Origin of the sequence: Escherichia sp. SCLE84, from assembly GCF_012584495.1 — a bacterium.
Lineage (GTDB): Bacteria > Pseudomonadota > Gammaproteobacteria > Enterobacterales > Enterobacteriaceae > ECMA0423.
On record NZ_CP051430.1, the window covers coordinates 3,956,315 to 3,978,974 of the forward strand.

General features: G+C 53.2%; 20 protein-coding genes. 8 read left to right on the forward strand and 12 right to left on the reverse strand.

Annotated elements, in window-relative coordinates; genetic code table 11:
- Nucleotides 1-56 precede the first annotated feature (56 nt).
- Nucleotides 57-563 (forward strand): G/U mismatch-specific DNA glycosylase, encoded by a 507-nt coding sequence (gene mug, locus HGD79_RS19195; protein ID WP_000228937.1) that lies wholly within the window; start codon nt 57-59, stop codon nt 561-563.
- Between the two features lie 78 nt (nt 564-641).
- On the opposite strand, the gene rpoD is transcribed toward mug, so the two are convergent.
- From rpoD to rpsU, 3 genes are all read right to left on the reverse strand, one after another.
- Nucleotides 642-2,483, reverse strand: a complete 1,842-nt coding sequence (gene rpoD / locus HGD79_RS19200; protein ID WP_000437371.1) for an RNA polymerase sigma factor RpoD — start codon at nt 2,481-2,483, stop codon at nt 642-644.
- A gap of 194 nt (nt 2,484-2,677) precedes the next feature.
- Nucleotides 2,678-4,423: a DNA primase gene (gene dnaG / locus HGD79_RS19205; RefSeq protein ID WP_000918827.1), complete on the reverse strand. Its 1,746-nt coding sequence runs from the start codon at nt 4,421-4,423 to the stop codon at nt 2,678-2,680.
- Between the two features lie 110 nt (nt 4,424-4,533).
- Nucleotides 4,534-4,749: a 30S ribosomal protein S21 gene (gene rpsU / locus HGD79_RS19210; protein ID WP_001144069.1), complete on the reverse strand. Its 216-nt coding sequence runs from the start codon at nt 4,747-4,749 to the stop codon at nt 4,534-4,536.
- A gap of 236 nt (nt 4,750-4,985) precedes the next feature.
- Between rpsU and tsaD the strand changes: the two genes are divergently transcribed.
- Nucleotides 4,986-5,999, forward strand: a complete 1,014-nt coding sequence (gene tsaD / locus HGD79_RS19215; RefSeq protein ID WP_001264365.1) for a tRNA (adenosine(37)-N6)-threonylcarbamoyltransferase complex transferase subunit TsaD — start codon at nt 4,986-4,988, stop codon at nt 5,997-5,999.
- Nucleotides 6,000-6,041: 42 nt separating this feature from the next.
- Here the strand turns inward: tsaD and ttdT are convergent, their stop codons facing one another.
- From ttdT to ttdA, 3 genes are read right to left on the reverse strand one after another with little or no spacing between them, the layout of a single operon-like run.
- Nucleotides 6,042-7,505 (reverse strand): L-tartrate/succinate antiporter, encoded by a 1,464-nt coding sequence (ttdT, locus tag HGD79_RS19220; RefSeq protein ID WP_000804961.1) that lies wholly within the window; start codon nt 7,503-7,505, stop codon nt 6,042-6,044.
- Between the two features lie 47 nt (nt 7,506-7,552).
- Nucleotides 7,553-8,158: a L(+)-tartrate dehydratase subunit beta gene (gene ttdB, locus HGD79_RS19225; protein WP_000722957.1), complete on the reverse strand. Its 606-nt coding sequence runs from the start codon at nt 8,156-8,158 to the stop codon at nt 7,553-7,555.
- On the reverse strand, nt 8,155-9,066 hold the full coding sequence (gene ttdA, locus HGD79_RS19230) for a L(+)-tartrate dehydratase subunit alpha (RefSeq protein WP_000986797.1): 912 nt from the start codon (nt 9,064-9,066) through the stop codon (nt 8,155-8,157). Before ttdA ends, ttdB begins: the two co-directional genes overlap by 4 nt.
- Nucleotides 9,067-9,272: 206 nt before the next feature.
- Between ttdA and ttdR the strand changes: the two genes are divergently transcribed.
- On the forward strand, nt 9,273-10,205 hold the full coding sequence (gene ttdR, locus HGD79_RS19235) for an L-tartrate utilization transcriptional activator TtdR (protein WP_000935206.1): 933 nt from the start codon (nt 9,273-9,275) through the stop codon (nt 10,203-10,205).
- 12 nt (nt 10,206-10,217) lie between these two features.
- Here ttdR and plsY read toward each other — a convergent pair whose 3' ends face one another.
- Nucleotides 10,218-10,835: a glycerol-3-phosphate 1-O-acyltransferase PlsY gene (gene plsY / locus HGD79_RS19240; RefSeq protein ID WP_001272796.1), complete on the reverse strand. Its 618-nt coding sequence runs from the start codon at nt 10,833-10,835 to the stop codon at nt 10,218-10,220.
- 104 nt (nt 10,836-10,939) lie between these two features.
- Here plsY and folB point away from each other — a divergent pair, with 104 nt between their 5' ends.
- Entirely contained in the window at nt 10,940-11,308 is a 369-nt protein-coding gene (gene folB, locus HGD79_RS19245; RefSeq protein WP_001295541.1) for a bifunctional dihydroneopterin aldolase/7,8-dihydroneopterin epimerase, read from the forward strand.
- 90 nt (nt 11,309-11,398) lie between these two features.
- Nucleotides 11,399-12,220 (forward strand): undecaprenyl-diphosphate phosphatase, encoded by an 822-nt coding sequence (gene bacA, locus HGD79_RS19250; protein WP_001305111.1) that lies wholly within the window; start codon nt 11,399-11,401, stop codon nt 12,218-12,220.
- Between the two features lie 162 nt (nt 12,221-12,382).
- Here bacA and cca read toward each other — a convergent pair whose 3' ends face one another.
- The gene (gene cca, locus HGD79_RS19255) at nt 12,383-13,621 is read right to left on the reverse strand and encodes a fused tRNA nucleotidyltransferase/2',3'-cyclic phosphodiesterase/2' nucleotidase/phosphatase Cca (RefSeq protein ID WP_139496490.1); all 1,239 of its coding nucleotides are present in this window, start codon (nt 13,619-13,621) and stop codon (nt 12,383-12,385) included.
- A gap of 63 nt (nt 13,622-13,684) precedes the next feature.
- Nucleotides 13,685-14,305 (reverse strand): TIGR04211 family SH3 domain-containing protein, encoded by a 621-nt coding sequence (locus HGD79_RS19260; protein ID WP_001125332.1) that lies wholly within the window; start codon nt 14,303-14,305, stop codon nt 13,685-13,687.
- A 241-nt stretch (nt 14,306-14,546) separates the two neighbouring features.
- Between HGD79_RS19260 and ygiF the strand changes: the two genes are divergently transcribed.
- Genes ygiF through hldE form a run of 3 tightly spaced genes read left to right on the forward strand, consistent with a single transcriptional unit; the run spans nt 14,547 to nt 20,192 of the window.
- Nucleotides 14,547-15,848 (forward strand): inorganic triphosphatase, encoded by a 1,302-nt coding sequence (gene ygiF / locus HGD79_RS19265; protein ID WP_000046272.1) that lies wholly within the window; start codon nt 14,547-14,549, stop codon nt 15,846-15,848.
- Between the two features lie 22 nt (nt 15,849-15,870).
- On the forward strand, nt 15,871-18,711 hold the full coding sequence (gene glnE / locus HGD79_RS19270) for a bifunctional [glutamate--ammonia ligase]-adenylyl-L-tyrosine phosphorylase/[glutamate--ammonia-ligase] adenylyltransferase (protein WP_139496489.1): 2,841 nt from the start codon (nt 15,871-15,873) through the stop codon (nt 18,709-18,711).
- A 47-nt stretch (nt 18,712-18,758) separates the two neighbouring features.
- On the forward strand, nt 18,759-20,192 hold the full coding sequence (hldE, locus tag HGD79_RS19275; protein WP_000869178.1) for a bifunctional D-glycero-beta-D-manno-heptose-7-phosphate kinase/D-glycero-beta-D-manno-heptose 1-phosphate adenylyltransferase HldE: 1,434 nt from the start codon (nt 18,759-18,761) through the stop codon (nt 20,190-20,192).
- 119 nt (nt 20,193-20,311) lie between these two features.
- Here hldE and ibsE read toward each other — a convergent pair whose 3' ends face one another.
- From ibsE to HGD79_RS19290, 3 genes are all read right to left on the reverse strand, one after another.
- Nucleotides 20,312-20,371, reverse strand: a complete 60-nt coding sequence (ibsE, locus tag HGD79_RS19280; RefSeq protein ID WP_001387082.1) for a type I toxin-antitoxin system Ibs family toxin — start codon at nt 20,369-20,371, stop codon at nt 20,312-20,314.
- A 316-nt stretch (nt 20,372-20,687) separates the two neighbouring features.
- On the reverse strand, nt 20,688-20,747 hold the full coding sequence (locus HGD79_RS19285) for a type I toxin-antitoxin system Ibs family toxin (protein ID WP_001387081.1): 60 nt from the start codon (nt 20,745-20,747) through the stop codon (nt 20,688-20,690).
- Nucleotides 20,748-20,985: 238 nt separating this feature from the next.
- Nucleotides 20,986-22,647 (reverse strand): flotillin family protein, encoded by a 1,662-nt coding sequence (locus tag HGD79_RS19290; protein WP_000341046.1) that lies wholly within the window; start codon nt 22,645-22,647, stop codon nt 20,986-20,988.
- Nucleotides 22,648-22,660: the final 13 nt, after the last annotated feature.

The following is a 22,660-nucleotide window of genomic DNA, read 5'->3' on the forward strand; positions in this document are numbered from 1 at the left end:
AACAATGTATTTTCAATCCGTTATACTTTTCCTGGTGATGTTAGAAAGGAGTAAATATGGTTGAGGATATTTTGGCTCCAGGGTTACGGGTCGTGTTTTGCGGTATCAACCCTGGGCTTTCATCCGCTGGGACTGGTTTTCCCTTTGCTCATCCAGCAAATCGCTTCTGGAAGGTGATATATCAGGCCGGGTTTACCGACCGTCAGTTGAAGCCGCAGGAGGCACAGCATCTGCTGGATTATCGTTGTGGCGTCACCAAACTGGTAGACCGTCCAACGGTGCAAGCCAATGAAGTTTCAAAGCAGGAGCTGCACGCAGGTGGGCGTAAGCTGATTGAAAAAATTGAAGATTATCAGCCGCAGGCGTTGGCGATTCTGGGCAAACAAGCATATGAACAGGGATTCAGCCAGCGCGGTGCACAGTGGGGGAAACAAACGCTCACCATTGGTTCGACGCAGATTTGGGTGCTGCCAAATCCCAGCGGTTTAAGTCGCGTTTCACTAGAGAAACTGGTTGAAGCGTATCGCGAGCTGGACCAGGCGCTGGTAGTGCGTGGGCGATAAAAAACGCCACCGAAAAGGTGGCGTTTGTGCAAAGGGACTAGTGCCGGGTGCGGCGTAACGCCTGATCCGGCCTACCGATTAATCGTCCAGGAAGCTACGCAACACTTCAGAACGGCTCGGGTGACGCAGTTTGCGCAGCGCCTTCGCTTCGATCTGACGGATACGTTCGCGGGTAACGTCGAACTGTTTACCCACTTCTTCCAGCGTGTGGTCGGTGTTCATATCGATACCGAAACGCATACGCAGAACTTTCGCTTCACGCGCGGTCAGGCCAGCCAGCACGTCGTGCGTTGCCGCACGCAGGCTTTCGGTGGTCGCAGAATCCAGCGGCAGCTCGAGGGTGGTATCCTCGATGAAATCCCCCAGATGCGAATCTTCATCATCACCGATCGGCGTTTCCATGGAGATTGGCTCTTTGGCGATCTTCAGCACTTTGCGGATCTTGTCTTCCGGCATCAGCATACGTTCAGCCAGTTCTTCCGGCGTCGGTTCACGGCCCATCTCTTGCAGCATCTGGCGAGAAATACGGTTGAGTTTGTTGATAGTCTCAATCATATGCACCGGAATACGGATGGTGCGCGCCTGATCCGCGATAGAACGGGTGATCGCCTGACGGATCCACCAGGTTGCGTAGGTGGAGAACTTGTAACCACGGCGGTATTCGAATTTATCAACCGCTTTCATCAGACCGATGTTGCCTTCCTGAATCAGGTCAAGGAACTGCAAGCCACGGTTGGTGTATTTCTTGGCGATAGAAATAACCAGACGTAAGTTCGCTTCAACCATCTCTTTCTTCGCACGGCGGGCTTTCGCTTCACCGATGGACATACGACGGTTGATATCTTTAACCTGCTCGATGGTCAGGCCGGTTTCTTCTTCAATCTGCTGCAGTTTCTGCAGGGCGCGATGCACTTCTTCAGAGACATCGTGCAGTTTTTCCGACCACGGCTTGTTCATCGCAATTGCCGCGTTGAACCAGGTATCGCTGGTTTCGTTGCCGGTAAACAGGGTAATGAAGTTTTTCTTCGGCATTTTGCACTGCTCAACGCAGAGCTTCATGATCAGACGTTCTTGCGTACGAACGCGGTCCATCATGACGCGCATGCTGTTGACCAGGTAGTCAAACTGCTTCGGCACCAGGCGGAACTGTTTGAATACTTCAGACAGTTTCAGGATCTCTTCCTGAGCGGCAGCGTGACTGCGACCTTTCGCTTTGATGGTGTCACGCGTTACAACGTACTGAGCGCGTAGTTCCGCAAATTTTTCGCGAGCCAGTTCCGGGTCGATGCTGTTGTCATCATCGGCGCTGTCGTCATCGCCATCTTCTTCGTCTTCATCTTCGTCATCGTCCAGATCTTCCTGGGAAAGCTCAGAACCGACGTGAGTGGCGGTAGGTGCCAGATCTTCTTCTGCGTTCGGGTCAACAAAGCCGGTGATCAGATCGGACAGACGCGCTTCTTCTGCTTCAACACGATCGTACTGTTCCAGCAGATAGGTGATCGCTTCCGGATATTCAGCAACGGAGCATTGAACCTGGTTGATCCCGTCTTCAATACGCTTAGCGATGTCAATTTCGCCTTCGCGGGTCAACAGTTCAACGGTGCCCATTTCACGCATGTACATGCGTACCGGGTCAGTCGTGCGCCCGATTTCAGATTCCACGCTGGAAAGCACCTGCGCGGCGGCTTCGGCAGCATCTTCGTCCGCGGTGTTTTCAGCCAGCATCAGATCATCGGCATCCGGTGCTTCTTCCATCACCTGAATGCCCATGTCGTTGATCATTTGGATGATGTCTTCGATCTGATCTGAATCGACGATATCTTCCGGCAGATGGTCATTGACCTCGGCATAGGTCAGATAGCCTTGCTCCTTACCACGGGTGACAAGAAGTTTCAGCTGTGACTGCGGGTTTTGCTCCATAAGACGGTATCCACACTTATTTCATGAGGTTGGTGTTGGGCGATTGACCCGATGTCCTTCAGCCGTTAACGCTGAAATCCAACGGTTGTTTACCGCCAACGATAATTACGAGGGCGTACTTATATATTTGCCGCTGCCTCTCAGTGCGGCTGTCGGGGGCTTCCCGATCGCTCTTCGGCACTTAAGCCGTTAAATCACTTTTTCGCCAGTTCCTGGTTTAATGTCCAGAGCTCCAGGCGTTCTTCGTTGCTTAAACCATGCGTGCGCTCACGAGCGATTAACTCTTCCTGGCGCAGTTCAAGCAGCGAATCAAACATATGGTTGAGTGAGTCGGTGAAGGTTTGCTCAGCAATATTCTTATCTGCTATATCGTCCCACATCGACAGTTTTTCAAGGGTGGCAGCATTATTTGTACCACGATAGTGCTCTAAAAGTTGCCCGGTGGTCAGACCTGGCTGGGAGAGACAAGTGTTGACCAGTTCTCTGAATAAGCCAAGTCCAGGGAGCTTATTTTCATCCAGATTCTCAAGCGGCGGGACCAACGTCGCTAATTCTGGATTTTGCACCAGCAACCCTATAAGTATACGCATGGTCGTGCGTTTTAGCTGCGGAACAGGGCGAGAAACGCCGCTCTCTGCCGCTTTTGGCATTAATCGTTCAAGCTGGCTGTCATCAAGTATGCCTAATTTGTTGCCTAATTCCTGACGAAGATATATTCGCAGCGTTTCGCCCGGCACTTGCGATATCAATGGCAGTGCCAGCGTACTCAAACGTGCGCGCCCGTCAGGGGTACTCAGATCAACTTGCGGCATCAGGCTGTTAAACAGAAATGCGGAGAGTGGCATCGCCTGCTCCATCCGCGCTTCAAACGCTTCTTTACCTTCTTTTCGTACCAGCGTGTCAGGGTCTTCGCCATCAGGCAAAAACATAAAGCGTAGCTGACGGCCGTCTGTCATGTAAGGCAGCGCCGTTTCCAGCGCTCGCCATGCGGCATCGCGGCCTGCACGGTCGCCGTCATAACAGCAAATGACATTGTTGGTCGCGCGGAACAACAGTTGTATGTGATCGGCGGTGGTTGACGTACCTAACGACGCAACGGCGTAATTAATGCCGTATTGCGCCAGCGCCACCACGTCCATATAGCCTTCGACCACAAGCAGACGATTGGGTTCAGCGTTATCCTGCTGCGCTTCATAAAGACCGTAAAGCTGGCGGCCTTTATGGAAAATGTCTGTTTCCGGCGAGTTCAGGTATTTGGGGGTATCGTTGCCCAGCACGCGCCCGCCAAAACCAATCACCCGACCGCGTTTATCGCGAATGGGGAACATCACCCGCTCGCGGAAACGATCGTAACTGCGTCCCTGATCGTTAGTGACCAACATCCCCGCATCAATCAATGACTGGCGATTTTCTGGATTGCCGCCAAACCGCTTCAGGACGTTGTCCCAGCCGGGGGGCGCAAAACCAATCGCAAAGCGAGCGATAACCTCGTGGCTTAATCCGCGTTTTTCCAGATACTGGCGCGCAGACGTGGCAACAGGTTGTTGTAAAGATTGTTGGTAAAACGTATTCAGACCGTCCATCAACTGATAAAGCGTTTGCCTCTGATGGCGCTCGATCTGGCTGGGGCCGCTGCCTGCTTCAAATGGCACTTCAAGATTGTGCATTGCTGCCAGCTCTTCGACCGTTTCAACGAACTCGAGCTTGTCGTAGTTCATCAGGAAGTCGATCGCGTTGCCGTGCGCGCCACATCCAAAGCAGTGGTAAAACTGTTTCTCACCGTTAACGGTGAATGACGGGGTTTTCTCGTTGTGGAATGGACAACACGCGTGGAAATTCTTGCCCTGCTTTTTCAGCTTCACACGGGCATCGATCAGATCGACGATGTCAGTGCGTGCCAGCAGATCATTAATGAATACGCGTGGGATTCGTCCAGCCATAGGCCCCGATTTTTAGCAATTCATAAACGAAAATAAGCCGCGCATTCCTTTCGGAAGCACGGCCTTACAACTACAACTCGGTCTGATCGGAGAGCAACGCTCTCGGGGAATTAGTACAGACGAGTGCGGCGTGCGTTTTCGCGAGCCAGTTTCTTCGCGTGACGTTTCACTGCAGAAGCTTTAGCGCGCTTACGTTCGGTAGTCGGTTTTTCATAGAACTCACGACGACGAACTTCCGCCAGAACACCTGCTTTTTCGCAGGAACGCTTGAAGCGACGCAGAGCTACGTCGAACGGCTCGTTTTCACGTACTTTAATTACCGGCATGTGCCTCTCACCTTTGATTAATTCGGTTTGCCGCTGGCATCAACGCCAGCTTATTTCAAAATGGTGCGGAATTTTACTGCAATTGCTGCTGCTTTGTAAAGCACCGCGGCCTTTTTGAAAGGGACTTTTATAAGGGTGAGGAGTATACACGAGGCTTTCTCCAGGGGCGAACAAAGTTTTACATCAACCCGCATTGGTCCTACACTGCGCGGTAATAAAGCGAGGTAAAACAAGTCATGCGTGTACTGGGTATTGAAACTTCCTGCGATGAAACCGGCATCGCCATTTACGACGATGAAAAAGGTTTGTTAGCCAACCAATTGTATAGTCAGGTGAAATTGCACGCTGACTACGGCGGCGTCGTGCCTGAACTGGCCTCCCGCGATCACGTGCGCAAAACCGTACCGTTGATCCAGGCGGCGCTAAAGGAGTCTGGCTTAACGGCAAAAGACATTGATGCTGTGGCCTATACCGCAGGCCCTGGATTAGTCGGCGCACTGCTGGTTGGCGCAACCGTGGGGCGTTCTCTGGCGTTTGCCTGGAACGTTCCGGCAATCCCGGTACACCATATGGAAGGGCATCTGTTAGCGCCGATGCTGGAAGATAACCCGCCGGAATTTCCGTTTGTCGCGCTGCTGGTGTCCGGCGGTCATACGCAGTTAATCAGCGTGACTGGCATTGGTCAGTACGAGCTGCTCGGCGAGTCTATCGATGATGCCGCCGGTGAAGCGTTTGATAAAACCGCGAAGCTGCTGGGGCTGGATTATCCTGGCGGACCGTTACTGTCGAAAATGGCGGCTCAGGGTACTGCCGGGCGCTTTGTTTTCCCGCGTCCGATGACCGACCGTCCGGGGCTGGATTTCAGCTTCTCCGGTCTGAAAACCTTCGCGGCAAATACCATTCGTGACAACGGCACCGACGACCAGACGCGTGCTGATATCGCCCGCGCCTTTGAAGATGCGGTGGTCGATACGCTGATGATTAAGTGCAAGCGAGCGTTGGATCAGACTGGCTTTAAGCGACTGGTCATGGCAGGCGGCGTGAGTGCTAACCGTACGTTACGGGCGAAGCTGGCTGAAATGATGAAAAAACGCCGCGGCGAAGTGTTCTACGCGCGTCCGGAGTTTTGTACTGATAACGGCGCGATGATCGCCTATGCCGGAATGGTGCGGTTTAAAGCAGGCGCGACGGCGGATCTCGGCGTTAGCGTGCGTCCGCGCTGGCCACTGGCGGAGTTACCGGCCGCGTAAAACTATCGGGTGCCGGAGAGCAATTTCCGGCACCGTCCTTACTTAAAGCAACACCACGGGCATCCACAGTAAGCCGGTAATCACCAGCAATACGAGGAATATCAGCCCAAAAATCGCCCCCAGTCGCCAGTAATCCGCCGTTGGCAGATAACCACTACCGTAGTAAATCGGACTGGGTCCGGTGGCGTATGGTGTAAGAATGCTCCCCAGACCAATTGCCGCGCCAACCATCAGGCAGAACACCGGCAGCGGGATTTCCGGCATCGCCAGCGCGGCGGCGATCATCATCGGTGCGAGGGCGGAGGTATACGCCGTGGCGCTGGCGAAAAAGTAGCGCAGTAGATAAAACACCACAATCAATGCCACCATCACCATCGTCGGCGAATAACCACTTAAGCTGCCTGCTAACAGTTTGCCAAACCAGCTAATAAAACCGGTGTTGTTGAGTCCGGTAGCGAGGGTGATAAGCGAGGCCAGCCAGAAGAAAACGTTCCACGCCGCTTTATTACTGACAATGTCGTCCCAGCAGATAATGCGCAGAAGCAGCATCAGTGCCACTACGCTGTAACCAACCATCGCGGCATCGATATAATCACCGCCGAAAATCCACAGCACCAGCGCGCCTACCATCAGCCCCAGCATCCGTTTTTCACGAGAACAGAGCGGGCCCATTGCCTGCAGTTCCGTCTCTGCCCAGCGCGGCACCTGATCACCAGACTTCAGTACCGGTGGGTACAGCACGTAAGCCATCCAGGGAACCAGCAGAACCAGTAAAATGCTGAGCGGCAACATCCCGAGGAACCAGTCGCCCCAACTCAGCGTGGCGTGAGATGCACTTTTCATCAGTCCAATTAACAGCAAGTTTGGTGCCATCGCCGTCAGGAAAATGGCGCTGGTCACGCAGTCGGCAACAATCCCCATCCACATGATGTACGAGCCAATGCTGCGTGAACTGCTGTCGTTTGGTTGTGATTGATAGAGCGGTGGCAGGTTACGGATGATGGGATAGATAATCCCCGCACCACGCGCCGAGTTGGACGGTGTTACAGGTGCCAGGATCAGCTCGGAGAACATCACCGCATAGCCGAGAAACAGCGTACGATGCCCCATCTTTTTCACCAGAATCAGCGCAATGCGGCGTCCAAGCCCGGTTTTTTCATAGCCTGTGCCAAACATAAAGGCGGCGAAAATCAGCCAGATAACCGAATTAGAAAAACCGGAAACGGCCCACGAGAGGGATTTTGCAGTGAATTTAAAGCCTGGCTGAGCGAGCTGCTCCAGGCTGAACAGCAGCCAGGGAGAGAGTATGGCGATGATGGATATACCCACCATCGCCACCACGGCACCCGGCACGGGTTCGAGGATCAGTCCAACGATCACGCCAGTAAAAACGGCAAAGTAGAGCCAGGTATGGTTCTCCAGCCCTGCGGGAACCGGAAGTAGAGCAATAATGGCGATGACCGCCAGCGGCGCAAGATATCGCCACCATTCAGTGGAAGGTTTCATCGTGTTATGCCTGCGAAAAAGGAGAGGGGTGAGCCTCTCCGGGAGGGTTATTTGATGTAATGGACGTGCTCGCAGATCTCTTCCACGATGGGATCGCGGCGTTCGGCGAACAGCTTTTTGTTTTCGGCTATCAGGTTGTTGCCGTGGGTATCAATAGAGACAATCAGCGGGCCGAACTCTTTGACCCGGCAGACCCACAGTGACTCCGGCATCCCGAGTTCTGTCCAGTGCACTTCTTCAATCTCTTCTACCTGGGTTGCCGCCAGCACCGCGCAGCCTGCCGGGAAAATCACATGTAGCGCCTTGAATTTCTGGCAGCCTTCTTCGGTCAGCGGCCCCATACCACCTTTGCCAACCACCAGTTTCACGCCGGTCTGCTCAATAAATTCACGTTCAAAACTTTCCATACGCATACTGGTTGTCGGGCCGACGGAGACCATCTCCCATTTGTCGCCGTTTTTGCGCACGATGGGGCCAGCGTGGAAAATCGCTTTGCCGTTGAGATCGTAAGGGATCGGACGTTTCAGTTCGATCAAACGGCGGTGACAAACGTCGCGGCAGGTCACCAGCGTACCGGTCAGGTAGATCACATCGCCGACGCGAATATCTTGCAGATCTTCAGCTTTGATCGGGGTTGTCAGGATCTTTTTCATAACGCGCTCCGGGTGTGAGACAGATTTTCAAAGGTGAGATCGGCATGAACCAGCAGCGTGCCGCGACGATGCGCCCAGCAGCCGGTAGAGACAGCAACGCCGATGGTTGACGGATGGCGGGCGGCAGATTCGATATGTACGCCCATCACTGAACTGTTGCCGGTCAGCCCTTGTGGACCAATCCCCAGACGGTTGAGTCCTTCTTCCAGGCGTAGCTCCAGTTCTGCCGCTTTTGGATTGGGATGGCGGCTGCCAATCGGGCGCAAAATGGCTTTACGCGAGAGTACGGCGGCGGTTTCCACCGAGGTGGCGATGCCCACGCCCACCAGTACCGGTGGACAGGCGTTTACGGCGAGGGTGGAGATATTTTCGAAGACGAATTTCACCACGCCTTCGTAGCCTTCTGACGGCATTAACACTTTCGAGCGGCCAGGTAGCGTGCAGCCGCCGCCTGCCATGTAAACTTCGATTTCCGCATCGTCATTGTCGGGGATGATGTCCCAGGTGACCCACGGTACGCCGCTACCGGTATTTTTGCCGGTGTTTACTTCGTCAAAAATTTCTACCGCATTGTGACGTAGTGGCGCTTTGACGGTTGCCTCTTCCACGGCTTGTTTGAGTATGCTTTGCAGCTCGCCAAGCAGTGGGAAGCGGGAACCGACTTTAACGAAGAACATAATCTCCCCGGTGTCCTGACAGGCAGGACGATTCAGGTCAATCGCTTTTTGCATGTTGTCGAACATCGTATGGTAGATAATTTTCCCCATCGACGACGTTTCGGCATCCTTTAGCTGTTTTAGTTTATCCACCACGTCATCAGGCATTCGGGTAGAAATCATGGCGGTAAAGTTAGCGACAATCTCTGTCAACTTATTCACTGCCTGTTGCTTATTACTTTCGCTCATCATGGCAACTCCAGTTTTTGTATTTGTCTGGAAAAATTCACCGCCACAAACTACCACTAAAAATGTGGTTTTATATTTTTTGCCACCGTGAATATGTAATTAACAGTTCGTGAATCAACGCGAAAATAAGAATGAATATTGCGCCAGAGCAGGGAATGGCAATGTTTTGCGAAATACACTGCGCTTATCACAACTGCGGATAATTAACGATGCTGAATAGCTGGCCTTTAGCCAAAGACTTGCAGGTACTGGTAGAAATCGTCCACAGCGGGAGTTTTAGTGCTGCAGCGGCGACGCTTGGGCAGACGCCTGCATTTGTCACCAAGCGGATCCAAATCCTTGAAAATACGCTGGCAACAACGCTGCTGAACCGCTCCGCTCGCGGCGTGGCGCTGACTGAAAGTGGCCAACGTTGTTACGAACATGCGCTGGAAATCCTCACCCAATATCAGCGACTGGTCGATGACGTCACGCAAATCAAAACGCGCCCGGAGGGGATGATTCGTATTGGTTGCAGTTTTGGTTTTGGGCGCAGCCATATTGCGCCAGCCATTACCGAACTTATGCGCAATTATCCTGAGTTACAGGTGCATTTTGAATTGTTCGATCGGCAAATTGATTTAGTGCAGGATAATATTGATCTGGATATTCGTATTAATGACGAAATTCCTGATTATTATATTGCGCATCTGTTAACGAAAAATAAAAGAATATTATGCGCAGCACCTGAGTATCTGCAAAAATATCCGCAGCCACAATCATTACAGGAATTAAGTCGTCATGACTGTCTGGTGACCAAAGAGCGCGATATGACCCACGGAATATGGGAGTTGGGGAACGGTCAGGAGAAAAAATCGGTGAAGGTTAGCGGGCATCTTTCCTCCAATAGCGGCGAGATAGTGTTGCAATGGGCGCTGGAGGGCAAAGGGATTATGCTGCGTTCCGAGTGGGATGTGTTGCCGTTTCTGGAGAGTGGCAAACTGGTGCAAGTATTGCCGGAGTATGCACAAAGCGCCAATATCTGGGCTGTTTACCGGGAGCCGCTCTATCGCAGCATGAAATTACGTGTCTGCGTGGAATTTCTGGCGGCATGGTGCCAGCAACGGCTGGGCAAGCCCGATGAAGGCTATCAGGTCATGTAGATCCACCAGAAATCACTCGGGATCCTTTTCGCGCTTTCTTTTGAATTTCGTCCAGATTTTTGTCTCCTGACGACGCCACAGACGCTGGATGTTGTCATGATGACGCAGCAGGATCAGGCAAGAGAGCATCGAAACCGGGAAGGTGAATTGTGGCTTAAACCACCAGACATAAAATGGAGCAATCAGTGCACTGACAATCGCTCCCAGCGACGAGTATCCGCTCAATAGCACGGTCAGTAACCAGGTTCCCGCCATTACTCCGGTGAGATCCCAGCCAATGGGTGCGATGGCACCAAAAGCGGTAGCAACGCCTTTTCCTCCTTTAAATCCGAAGAAAACGGGCCAGATGTGTCCAAGACAGGCGGCGATGGCAATTAAGCCTAGCCAGAAGGGGCTGACACCTAATTCATACGCGCCCCAGACGGGCAACATTCCTTTCAGAACGTCGAAAATCAGTACTGCTACGGCTGCTCCCTTGCCACCGATACGTAACACATTGGTTGCGCCTGGATTGCCGGAGCCGCTGGTTCGCGGATCGGGCAGCCCACACAAGCGGCAAACCAGAATGGCACTGGAAATGGAGCCGCAGAGGTACGCGATGAGGATCATTCCAGGCGCGATTGCACTCATAAGCTGTTCCGTTTTGAAAATTCGTGTTCAACGATGAATCTGTGGATAATACGCACATTTCGCCGGAAGTGGTATCCGGTTAGCCAAAAAGCAGGCAGGACGTGATGGATATTGTATTTATAGAGCAACTTTCGGTAATCACCACTATTGGTGTTTACGACTGGGAACAGACCATCGAACAGAAGTTAGTGTTCGATATCGAAATGGCATGGGATAACCGTAAAGCGGCGAAAAGTGATGATGTGGCGGATTGCCTCAGTTACGCTGACATTGCAGAAACGGTGGTCAGCCACGTCGAGGGGGCGCGTTTTGCGCTGGTGGAACGCGTGGCTGAAGAGGTGGCGGAGCTGCTGTTAGCACGCTTCAACTCGCCGTGGGTGCGTATCAAACTCAGCAAGCCAGGCGCAGTGGCGCGGGCGGCGAATGTTGGCGTAATCATTGAGCGTGGCAATAATCTGAAAGAAAATAATTAATTTTACAGCTGTTAAACCAAACGGTTATAACCTGGTCTTACTGCAGTAGTCCGGACAAGCGGTACATTTTAATAATTTAGGGGTTTATTGATGAGCGATATGCACTCGCTGCTGATAGCGGCAATATTGGGTGTGGTCGAAGGATTGACAGAATTTCTGCCGGTATCCAGCACGGGCCATATGATTATTGTCGGTCACTTGTTGGGGTTCGAGGGCGACACGGCGAAAACCTTTGAAGTTGTGATCCAGTTAGGATCAATTCTGGCGGTAGTAGTGATGTTCTGGCGGCGTCTGTTTGGCCTGATTGGCATCCACTTTGGCCGCCCGTTGCAGCACGAAGGAGAAAGCAAAGGTCGTTTAACGCTGATCCACATTTTGCTGGGGATGATTCCGGCGGTGGTACTGGGGCTGTTGTTCCACGACACGATTAAGTCATTGTTTAACCCGATAAATGTGATGTATGCACTGGTCGTTGGCGGTTTGTTGCTGATTGCCGCCGAATGCCTGAAGCCGAAAGAGCCGCGTGCGCCGGGTCTTGATGATATGACCTATCGTCAGGCGTTTATGATTGGCTGTTTCCAGTGTCTGGCGCTGTGGCCGGGTTTCTCCCGTTCCGGGGCCACCATTTCAGGTGGGATGCTGATGGGCGTGAGCCGTTACGCTGCTTCCGAGTTCTCGTTCCTGCTGGCGGTACCGATGATGATGGGCGCAACGGCGCTCGATCTCTACAAAAGCTGGGGCTTCCTGACAACCGGCGATATCCCGATGTTTGCCGTTGGGTTTATCACCGCTTTTGTGGTGGCGCTGATAGCGATTAAAACCTTCCTGCAATTGATTAAGCGCATTTCGTTTATCCCGTTCGCCATTTATCGCTTTATTGTGGCGGCTGCGGTGTACGTCGTGTTCTTTTGATTGAGAAAAAGTTCGGGAGCAGGCCTGGTTTTCTCCCTCGCTCTGTAGGGAGAGGGCCGGGGTGGGGGTGATTGTTCGCACCGGTGCTGGTCTGTTCCCCTCACCCTAACCCTCTCCCCGAAGGGGCGAGGGGATGGTTCGTGTTAACGTTTAGTTTTATACTCAGTCAGGCTTTGGGCAACGTTGTTCCTTCCAACTGGCTACCGCCGCAATCCGCCGTCGGGTCAGCTCCTCGCGAATCTCCACACCTTTAAATCCCGCTTCAACGACCGCTTTTGTCGGCACTGACTGCGCCACTTCCCAGGCTTCGCGCAACCAACGGCCTTGCGGGTAGTCCGCTGATTCAAAACCGGTTCTGCCGCGTACGTCAGCCTCGCTGGTCAGCGCCAGTTGCTCGACACGCTGCGGTTTACGCCAGGCATCGATGGAATCAAATAATTTGACGATGGTTTTTGGGTTCAGCATTGGGAAGGTGTGGATGAGATCGTGAAACTCAGCCACCAGTCTGGCTAAATCGCGAATTTCATTTGGCACGCGCAGACGCAGGCATAGTTGTTCCACTAACTTAACACCCGCCGGGCCATGCCCATGATGACGCGGCCAAAGTTCTGGCGGCGTCAGTCCTTTACCGAGATCGTGGCATAAAGTTGCGAAACGGACATCAACCTGCGGACTCAGCATCGCCGCCATTGAGAGCGTCATTAAGGTATGAATACCCGTGTCGATTTCCGGATGCCACCTGGCAGGGGCCGGAACGCCAAACAGGGCGTCAATTTCCGGGAATAAAACGCGAAGTGCACCGCAATCGCGCAGTACCTGGAAGAACACCTGGGGATTGCGGGTGGTGAGGGCGCTTTCCGTCTCTTTCCATACCCGTTCAGGCGTCAGGTGTTCCAGTTCACCCGCATGGGTCATCTCGCGCATCAGCGTCAGAGTTTCATCGGCAATACGAAAACCGAGGTGGGCATAACGCGCAGCAAAACGCGCCACGCGCAGAACGCGTAACGGATCTTCGCCAAAAGCGGGGGAAACATGGCGCAACAGACGATTTTGCAGATCGCCCAGACCGTTGTACGGGTCGATAATCTCGCCGTTATCGTCCTGAGCCAGCGCATTAATGGTCAGATCGCGACGCTTAAGATCATCTTCCAGCGTGACATCCGGTGCGGCATAGCAAGTAAAACCGGTGTAACCGGAACCGGATTTCCGTTCGGTACGTGCCAGCGCATACTCTTCATGCGTTTGCGGATGCAGAAACACAGGAAAATCGCGGCCTACCTGCTGGTAGCCCGCGTCGAGCATCTCCTGTGGCGTACTGCCGACCACCACCCAATCTCTGTCTTTGACCGGTAGCCCTAACAATGCATCCCGAACAGCACCACCGACCAGATAAATCTTCACGCCATCATCCCTTCGTCAAATACACAATTCCTAATAATAAGACAGTGCAACGAAGAAGGCGATTTAGTTCATCCAGCGATCTTTGCGTTTGCGCGTTGGGATCAGGTGTGGCAGTACCAGACCGAGCAGCAAGCCAAGCCCCAGCACGCCACCGCCATACATAAACCATTGCATGATGATGGTGCGCTGTTTGTCATCCAGCTGTACGCTGGCGGCATCGACCTTTTTCTGCGCGACAATCAGCTCGTTTTTCAATTTCTGATTTTCTTCTTTTAATCCGTTGATCACGCTGTCGCTCTGCGCCACTTTTTGCTGCATTTCTGCGGTGCGCTGATTCCAGGTGTTATCGATATTGGTGAGTTTATCGGTCAGGGTTTTGACCTGATTTTCCAGATCTGGCACACGGGAGCGCAGGCTTGGCTCAGTGCTAAGTTGTTTCAACGGGATCCAGGCGGTACGGCCAGAGCTGTCTTTCACCTGGGCATAATTGGTGTTGGCGTCAGTTTGTAATAAGGTCACTTCCTCGCCGGCGTTAACCGTGCCCACGAGGCGATAATGATCTCCCGGACCGCTACGGACCCAGGTATTCAGTTCATCAGAAACATAGCGCGTTTCTTCAGCGTGTGAGACGGCAGTGGCGCTAAGTGCGAGTAAAGTTAATCCGATCAGGCGTAATTTTGGCATCAGGCTGTCGTTATTGTCATGGAAAGTGGAACGATAGTAGTGGCATCAGTGTCGCTACGCAAAGCATTCGACATCAATCGGAATCCTCTGTGTCAGGTCTTGCCACTGCTTCAAACTTTTACGCCCGTCAAATTGCCCGTTGCATGGCAATTTGGCGCAAAATACTATCTACTGACAAAAAAGATCGCATTAAGTTCGCCGTTCATCGTCACTTATGTGACATAACCGATAAGTAAAGGCCATGGCTCAGGAAATCGAATTAAAGTTTATTGTTAATCACAGTGCCGTTGAGGCGTTGCGTGACCATCTCAATACGCTGGGCGGCGAGCACCATGACCCCGTGCAGTTGCTGAATATTTACTACGAAACGCCGGATAACTGGCTGCGTGGGCACGATATGGGCTTACGTATTCGTGGCGAAAACGGTCGCTATGAGATGACCATGAAAGTTGCAGGAAGAGTGACAGGCGGCTTACACCAGCGCCCGGAATATAACGTGGCGTTGAGCGAACCGACGCTCGACCTGGCGCAGTTACCGACGGAAGTCTGGCCGAACGGCGAATTGCCCGCCGATCTCGCTTCCCGCGTACAACCGCTGTTCAGCACCGATTTTTATCGCGAAAAATGGCTGGTGGCGGTCGATGACAGCCGAATTGAAATCGCTCTCGATCAGGGGGAGGTGAAAGCGGGGGAATTTGCTGAACCTATCTGTGAGCTGGAACTGGAACTGCTTAGCGGCGACACGCGCGCGGTGCTGAAACTGGCGAACCAACTGGTATCGCAAACCGGATTACGCCAGGGCAGCCTGAGCAAAGCGGCGCGTGGCTATCATCTGGCGCAGGGCAATCCGGCGCGTGAAATCAAACCGACCACCATTTTGCATGTTGCGGCAAAAGCCGATGTGGAACAGGGGCTGGAAGCGGCGCTCGAGCTGGCGTTAGCGCAATGGCAGTATCATGAAGAACTGTGGGTACGCGGCAACGATGCGGCGAAAGAACAGGTGCTGGCAGCCATTGGTCTGGTCCGTCATACACTGATGCTGTTCGGTGGTATTGTGCCGCGCAAAGCGAGCACTCACTTACGTGATTTGCTGACTCAATGCGAAGCGACCATCGCTTCTGCGGTTTCTGCCGTGACGGCGGTCTACTCTACCAAAACGGCAATGGCGAAGCTGGCGTTGACCGAATGGCTGGTAAGCAAAGCCTGGCAGCCGTTTTTAGATGCCAAAGCGCAGAGTAAAATGAGCGATTCCTTCAAACGCTTTGCCGATATCCATCTTTCCCGCCATGCCGCTGAACTGAAAAGCGTTTTCTGCCAGCCGTTGGGCGATCGCTACCGTGACCAGTTGCCACGTCTGACGCGTGATATTGACTCAATACTGTTGCTGGCGGGTTACTATGATCCTGTCGTCGCGCAAGCCTGGCTGGAGAACTGGCAGGGGCTGCGTCACGCTATTGCGACCGGGCAACGCATTGAAATTGAACATTTCCGTAATGAGGCAAACAATCAGGAACCGTTCTGGTTGCACAGCGGAAAACGTTAATCAGGCAAGGATAAAATCGCTTATGAAGCCGCTCTCTTCACCGTTACAGCAGTACTGGCAGACCGTTGTTGAGCGGCTGCCAGAGCCTTTAGCCGAGAAATCACTTAGCGCACAGGCGAAGTCAGTACTTACTTTCAGTGATTTTGTGCAGGACAGCGTGATTGCGCATCCAGAGTGGCTGACGGAACTGGAAAGCCAACCGCCGCAGGCCGACGAATGGCAGCATTACGCGGCATGGTTGCAGGAGGCGCTCAGTAATGTGAGTGACGAAGCCGGGTTAATGCGCGAGCTGCGGCTATTCCGGCGGCGCATTATGGTGCGCATCGCCTGGGCGCAAACGCTGGCTTTGGTTACTGAAGAGAGCATATTGCAGCAGCTCAGCCATCTGGCGGAGACGCTGATTGTCGCCGCGCGTGACTGGCTGTATGACGCTTGCTGCCGCGAGTGGGGAACGCCGTGCAATGCGCAGGGCGAAGCGCAACCGCTGCTGATTTTAGGCATGGGTAAGCTGGGCGGTGGGGAACTGAATTTCTCCTCAGATATCGATCTGATTTTTGCCTGGCCGGAACATGGTTGTACGCAGGGCGGACGCCGGGAACTGGATAACGCGCAGTTTTTTACCCGCATGGGGCAGCGGCTGATTAAAGTGTTGGATCAACCAACGCAGGATGGCTTCGTCTATCGCGTGGATATGCGGCTGCGTCCGTTTGGCGAAAGTGGCCCGCTGGTGCTGAGCTTTGCCGCGTTGGAGGATTATTACCAGGAGCAGGGGCGCGACTGGGAGCGTTACGCGATGGTCAAGGCGCGGATTATGGGCGATAGCGAAGGCGTCTATGCTAACGAGTTGCGTGCGATGCTGCGCCCGTTTGTTTTCCGTCGTTACATCGATTTCAGCGTGATTCAGTCGCTGCGCAACATGAAAGGGATGATTGCCCGTGAAGTGCGTCGACGTGGTTTGACCGACAATATCAAACTCGGCGCAGGCGGCATTCGCGAAATTGAATTTATCGTTCAGGTGTTCCAGCTCATTCGCGGCGGACGCGAACCGTCGCTGCAATCGCGCTCTTTACTGCCAACGCTCAGCGCCATTGCCGAGCTGCATCTGCTTTCTGAAAACGATGCTGAACAATTGCGAGTGGCGTATCTGTTCCTGCGGCGTCTGGAAAACCTGCTGCAAAGCATTAACGACGAACAAACCCAGACGCTTCCTTCTGATGAGCTTAATCGTGCGCGGCTGGCGTGGGCGATGGACTTTGCTGACTGGCCGCAATTGACCGGGGCGCTGACCGCACATATGACCAATGTGCGCCGGGTGTTTAATGAATTGATTGGCGACGACGAAAGTGAAACTCAGGAAGAGTCGCTGTCGGAACAGTGGCGTGAGCTGTGGCAGGATGCGTTGCAGGAAGATGACACTACGCCAGTGCTGGCGCATCTTAGCGAGGATGATCGCAAACAGGTGCTAACGCTGATTGCTGATTTCCGCAAAGAGCTGGATAAGCGTACTATCGGGCCGCGAGGACGTCAGGTGCTCGACCATCTGATGCCATATCTGCTAAGTGATGTCTGTGCGCGTGAAGACGCTGCCGTTACGCTGTCGCGCATTACCGCCTTGCTGGTGGGGATTGTTACCCGCACCACCTATTTAGAATTGCTCAGTGAATTCCCTGCGGCGCTTAAACATTTGATTTCTCTGTGTGCCGCATCGCCGATGATTGCCAGCCAGCTGGCGCGTTATCCATTATTGCTGGATGAATTGCTCGATCCAAACACTCTTTACCAGCCGACGGCGACCGATGCCTACCGCGATGAGTTGCGCCAGTATTTGCTGCGCGTGCCGGAAGATGACGAAGAGCAACAGCTTGAGGCGCTGCGTCAGTTCAAACAGGCGCAGCTGTTACGCATCGCCGCAGCGGATATCGCTGGTACGCTACCGGTGATGAAAGTGAGCGATCACTTAACCTGGCTGGCAGAGGCTATGATAGATGCCGTCGTTCAGCAGGCGTGGGTTCAAATGGTGGCCCGCTACGGTAAGCCAAATCACCTCAACGATCGCGAAGGCCGTGGTTTTGCGGTGGTCGGCTACGGCAAGCTGGGCGGCTGGGAGTTAGGCTACAGTTCCGATCTTGACCTGATCTTCCTCCATGATTGCCCAATGGATGCGATGACTGACGGCGAGCGGGAAATCGACGGGCGACAGTTTTATCTGCGTCTGGCGCAACGCATTATGCATCTGTTCAGTACGCGAACCTCTTCCGGCATTTTGTATGAAGTGGATGCACGGCTACGCCCGTCCGGGGCCGCGGGAATGCTGGTGACATCCGCAGAAGCATTTGCCGATTATCAGAAAAACGAGGCCTGGACGTGGGAACATCAGGCGCTGGTGCGTGCGCGGGTAGTGTACGGCGATCCGCAGCTCACCGCGCACTTTGACGCGGTGCGTCGCGAGATTATGACGCTGCCGCGTGAAGGTAAAACTCTGCAAACGGAAGTGCGGGAAATGCGCGAGAAAATGCGCGCTCATCTCGGCAATAAACATCGCGATCGCTTTGATATCAAAGCTGATGAAGGCGGAATTACCGATATCGAATTTATTACCCAATATCTGGTGTTGCGCTACGCTCATGAAAAACCGAAGTTAACGCGCTGGTCAGACAACGTGCGCATTCTGGAACTACTGGCGCAAAACGACATTATGGAAGAGCAGGAAGCGATGGCGCTGACCCGTGCGTATACTACGCTGCGCGATGAACTTCATCATCTGGCATTACAGGAATTGCCGGGCCATGTGCCGGAGGATTGCTTCACCGCAGAGCGTGAACTGGTGCGGGCAAGCTGGCAGAAGTGGCTGGTGGAAGAATGAAGTATGGTATTATCGCGCGCAAATTTTGAATCTCTCAGGAGACAGGAATGAAAGTAACGCTGCCAGAGTTTGAACGTGCAGGAGTGATGGTGGTTGGTGATGTGATGCTGGATCGTTACTGGTACGGTCCCACCAGCCGTATCTCGCCGGAAGCGCCGGTGCCCGTGGTTAAAGTCAATACCATCGAAGAACGTCCGGGCGGCGCGGCTAACGTGGCAATGAACATCGCTTCTCTCGGTGCCAATGCTCGCCTGGTCGGGCTGACGGGCATTGACGATGCGGCGCGTGCGCTGAGTAAATCTCTGGCCGACGTCAACGTCAAATGCGACTTCGTTTCTGTACCGACGCATCCGACTATCACCAAATTACGGGTACTTTCCCGCAACCAACAGCTGATCCGCCTGGATTTTGAAGAAGGTTTCGAAGGTGTTGATCCGCAGCCGCTGCACGAGCGGATTAATCAGGCGCTGAGTTCGATTGGCGCGCTGGTGCTTTCTGACTACGCCAAAGGTGCGCTGGCAAGCGTACAGCAGATGATCCAACTGGCGCGTAAAGCGGGCGTTCCGGTGCTGATTGATCCAAAAGGTACCGATTTTGAGCGCTACCGCGGCGCTACGCTGTTAACGCCGAATCTCTCGGAATTTGAAGCTGTTGTCGGTAAATGTAAGACCGAAGAAGAGATTGTTGAGCGCGGCATGAAACTGATTGCCGATTACGAACTCTCGGCTCTGTTAGTGACCCGTTCCGAACAGGGTATGTCGCTGCTGCAACCGGGTAAAGCGCCGCTGCATATGCCAACCCAGGCGCAGGAAGTGTATGACGTTACCGGTGCGGGCGACACGGTGATTGGCGTCCTGGCGGCAACGCTGGCAGCGGGTAATTCGCTGGAAGAAGCCTGCTTCTTTGCCAATGCGGCGGCTGGCGTGGTGGTCGGCAAACTGGGAACCTCCACGGTTTCGCCGATCGAGCTGGAAAATGCAGTGCGTGGGCGCGCAGATACCGGCTTTGGTGTGATGACCGAAGAGGAACTGAAGCTTGCTGTAGCGGCAGCGCGTAAACGCGGCGAAAAGGTGGTAATGACCAACGGTGTCTTTGACATCCTGCACGCCGGGCACGTCTCCTATCTGGCAAATGCTCGCAAACTGGGTGACCGTCTGATTGTCGCTGTGAACAGCGATGCCTCCACCAAACGGCTGAAAGGGGATTCCCGCCCGGTAAACCCACTCGAGCAGCGTATGATTGTGCTGGGCGCACTGGAAGCGGTCGACTGGGTAGTGTCGTTTGAAGAAGACACGCCGCAGCGTCTGATCGCCGGGATCCTGCCAGATCTGCTGGTGAAAGGCGGCGACTATAAACCAGAAGAAATTGCCGGGAGTAAAGAAGTCTGGGCCAACGGCGGCGAAGTGCTGGTGCTCAACTTCGAAGACGGTTGCTCGACCACTAACATCATCAAGAAGATCCAACAGGATAAAAAAGGCTAACCGGAAAGCGGTTCACAGATCTCGCTTCGTAGCAGGCAGGCCTATTGACGCTGTTGTTTTTTCAACCTAAAGTAAAGGAACAAGGGTAAGGGAGGATTTCTCCCCCCTCTGATCAGTTGTTAGTAAGTCGGGAAACTTAACAGTAACAACACAACCAGTATGATGACGAACTTCATCATAACCCTTTCCTTCTATAAGGCCCCTTCCTCGGGAGGGGCTTTCCCGTTTCAGCCCCTTGCTGACTCCCCGATTGTTGATGAGCGCCGGACCCCGCGCAACGCTTTCCCTGAAGCAGTTTTGCCTTCCCCGAGCGGTCACGCAAAACGCTGCAACGTCCTGAGCATTTGCACCTTTTAGCGGAACGCAGATATAAAAAATCCCCGGCTTTTTGGGCCAGGGATATGTGTTAATGAAACCTTCTTGACGCTGATTTTTTTTCAACCTAAAGTAAAGGAACAAGGGTGAGGGAGGATTTCTCCCCCCTCTGATTGGCTGTTAATAAGCTGCGAAACTTACGAGTAACAACACAATCAGTATGATGACGAGCTTCATCATAACCCTTTCCTTCTGTAAGGCCCCTTCCTCGGGAGGGGCTTTCCCGTTTCAGCCCTTTGCTGACTCCCCGATTGTTGATGAGCGCCGGACCTCGCGCAACGCTTTCCCAGAGGCAGTTTTGCCTTCCCCGAGCGGTCACGCAAAACGTTGCAACGACCTGATCATTTGCAGTTTTTAGCGGAACGCAGATATAAAAAATCCCCGGCTTTTTGTGCCAGGGACGTTCATAGCTGAAAATTTATTCTACGTTTTCGGCGACGGGAGTTGTTGAGGTTAAGGGTGAAGTCAATGCCGCCAGTGAGCCGCCTGAAACGCCAATTTCATTGAGCAAGGAGTCAATCAGCGGTGCCTGTGTGCGGTAAGAGAGAGCGGCTGATAATGCTTGTTCCGCCAGGTTTCCGCCCCCCACATTACCCGTGTTTGCATCACCCGCAGCGCTGCCACGATTCAGACCATCGACCTGAATAATCTTGATACCGTCAATAGATTTCATCGGCTCAACGGATTTTTCTATTACCGCAGGTAGCGCCTGCAACAAGGCCAGTTTGAATTTAAGGCTGGTTTGTTCATCAGAAAGTACGTTGATAGCATCGTTCAGCGCACGTTGTGCTTCTGCTTCCGCCAGACCCTTTTTACGTGTAGCTTCGGCTAACTCAACGATAGCCGCCGCCTGCATCTCTGCGGCTTCTTTTTCTGCTTTCGCCCGCACGGTCAGTTCAACCGCTTTGGTTTCTGCATCCTGCGCGGCAGCGATTAGGGCAACTTGTTTAGCACGATCGGCTTCTGCGGTCTGGCGAGTGGTTTCTACGTTTTGTTGCGCACTTACTGCTTCTGCGAGTGCAAGGTTAGCACGCGCTTCTGCCTGGGACTGTTGTTCCGATTTGGCGGCAATAGCGATCGATTTCGTCTGGTTGGCGATTTCGGTGACCTGCTGTTGTTCGATCTCTTTAATACGAACTTCACGTTCAGCCTCAACCTTTCTTGAGCGGACGGCCTGCTCGCGCTCGATCTCCGTTTCCTGAATTTGTCGTTCAGCCAGAATTCGCGTCTGCTCTGCTTCACGACGACGTTCAGCTTCAAAAGCCGCAATACGTGCATTCTGTTCGGCAGTACGGGTTTTAACCTGCTGCTCCTGCTCAAGCGTCATAAACGCTTCTTGTTGTTCAATCTCCAACTTGCGCGAAAGTGCATCACGGTTTTTCTCACGCACCGCAACTTCTACATCCTGTTCAACTTCGTTACGTTCGCGACGACGGCGCTCCGTCTCCTGAGTCAGTTTGGTTAAACCTTCGGCGTCAAAGGCATTGTTCGGATTGAAATGTTCTTTCGAGGTCTGGTTAAAGTTGGTAAGTGAAACGCTTTCCAGCTCAAGACCGTTTTTCGACAGGTCTTCTGCGACAGTATTTTGTACTCCCTGCACGAAGTTCTCGCGGGTATCCTGTAACTCATGCATGGTCATTTGTGCAGCTGTTGCACGGAGGGCATCGACAAATTTATCTTCAACCAACATACGTAAGTCTTCTGGTGATAGCGTGCGTTGCCCCAACGTCTGCGCCGCAGTGGCGATGCCTTCTACAGACGGTTTTACCCGTACAAAGAAAGCGACTACTACATCGACACGCATACGATCTTTCGTAATCAGGCTATCAATGGTTGAGCGGCTGACTTCCAGCTTCAGAGTATTCATATTGATGGGGATTATTTCATGAAAGATCGGCATCACGATTGCGCCACCGCTCATCACCACTTTTTGCCCACCTAAACCAGTACGAACAAAAGCTTGCTCTGCCGAAGCGCGACGATAGAGCCTGGCGAAAATAATTCCAATAATAAACAGAATGCATACGGCAATAATCGCGGTAAACATCCAGGAGGGCACAGAATTAACAATATCATCCATTATTAAATTTCCT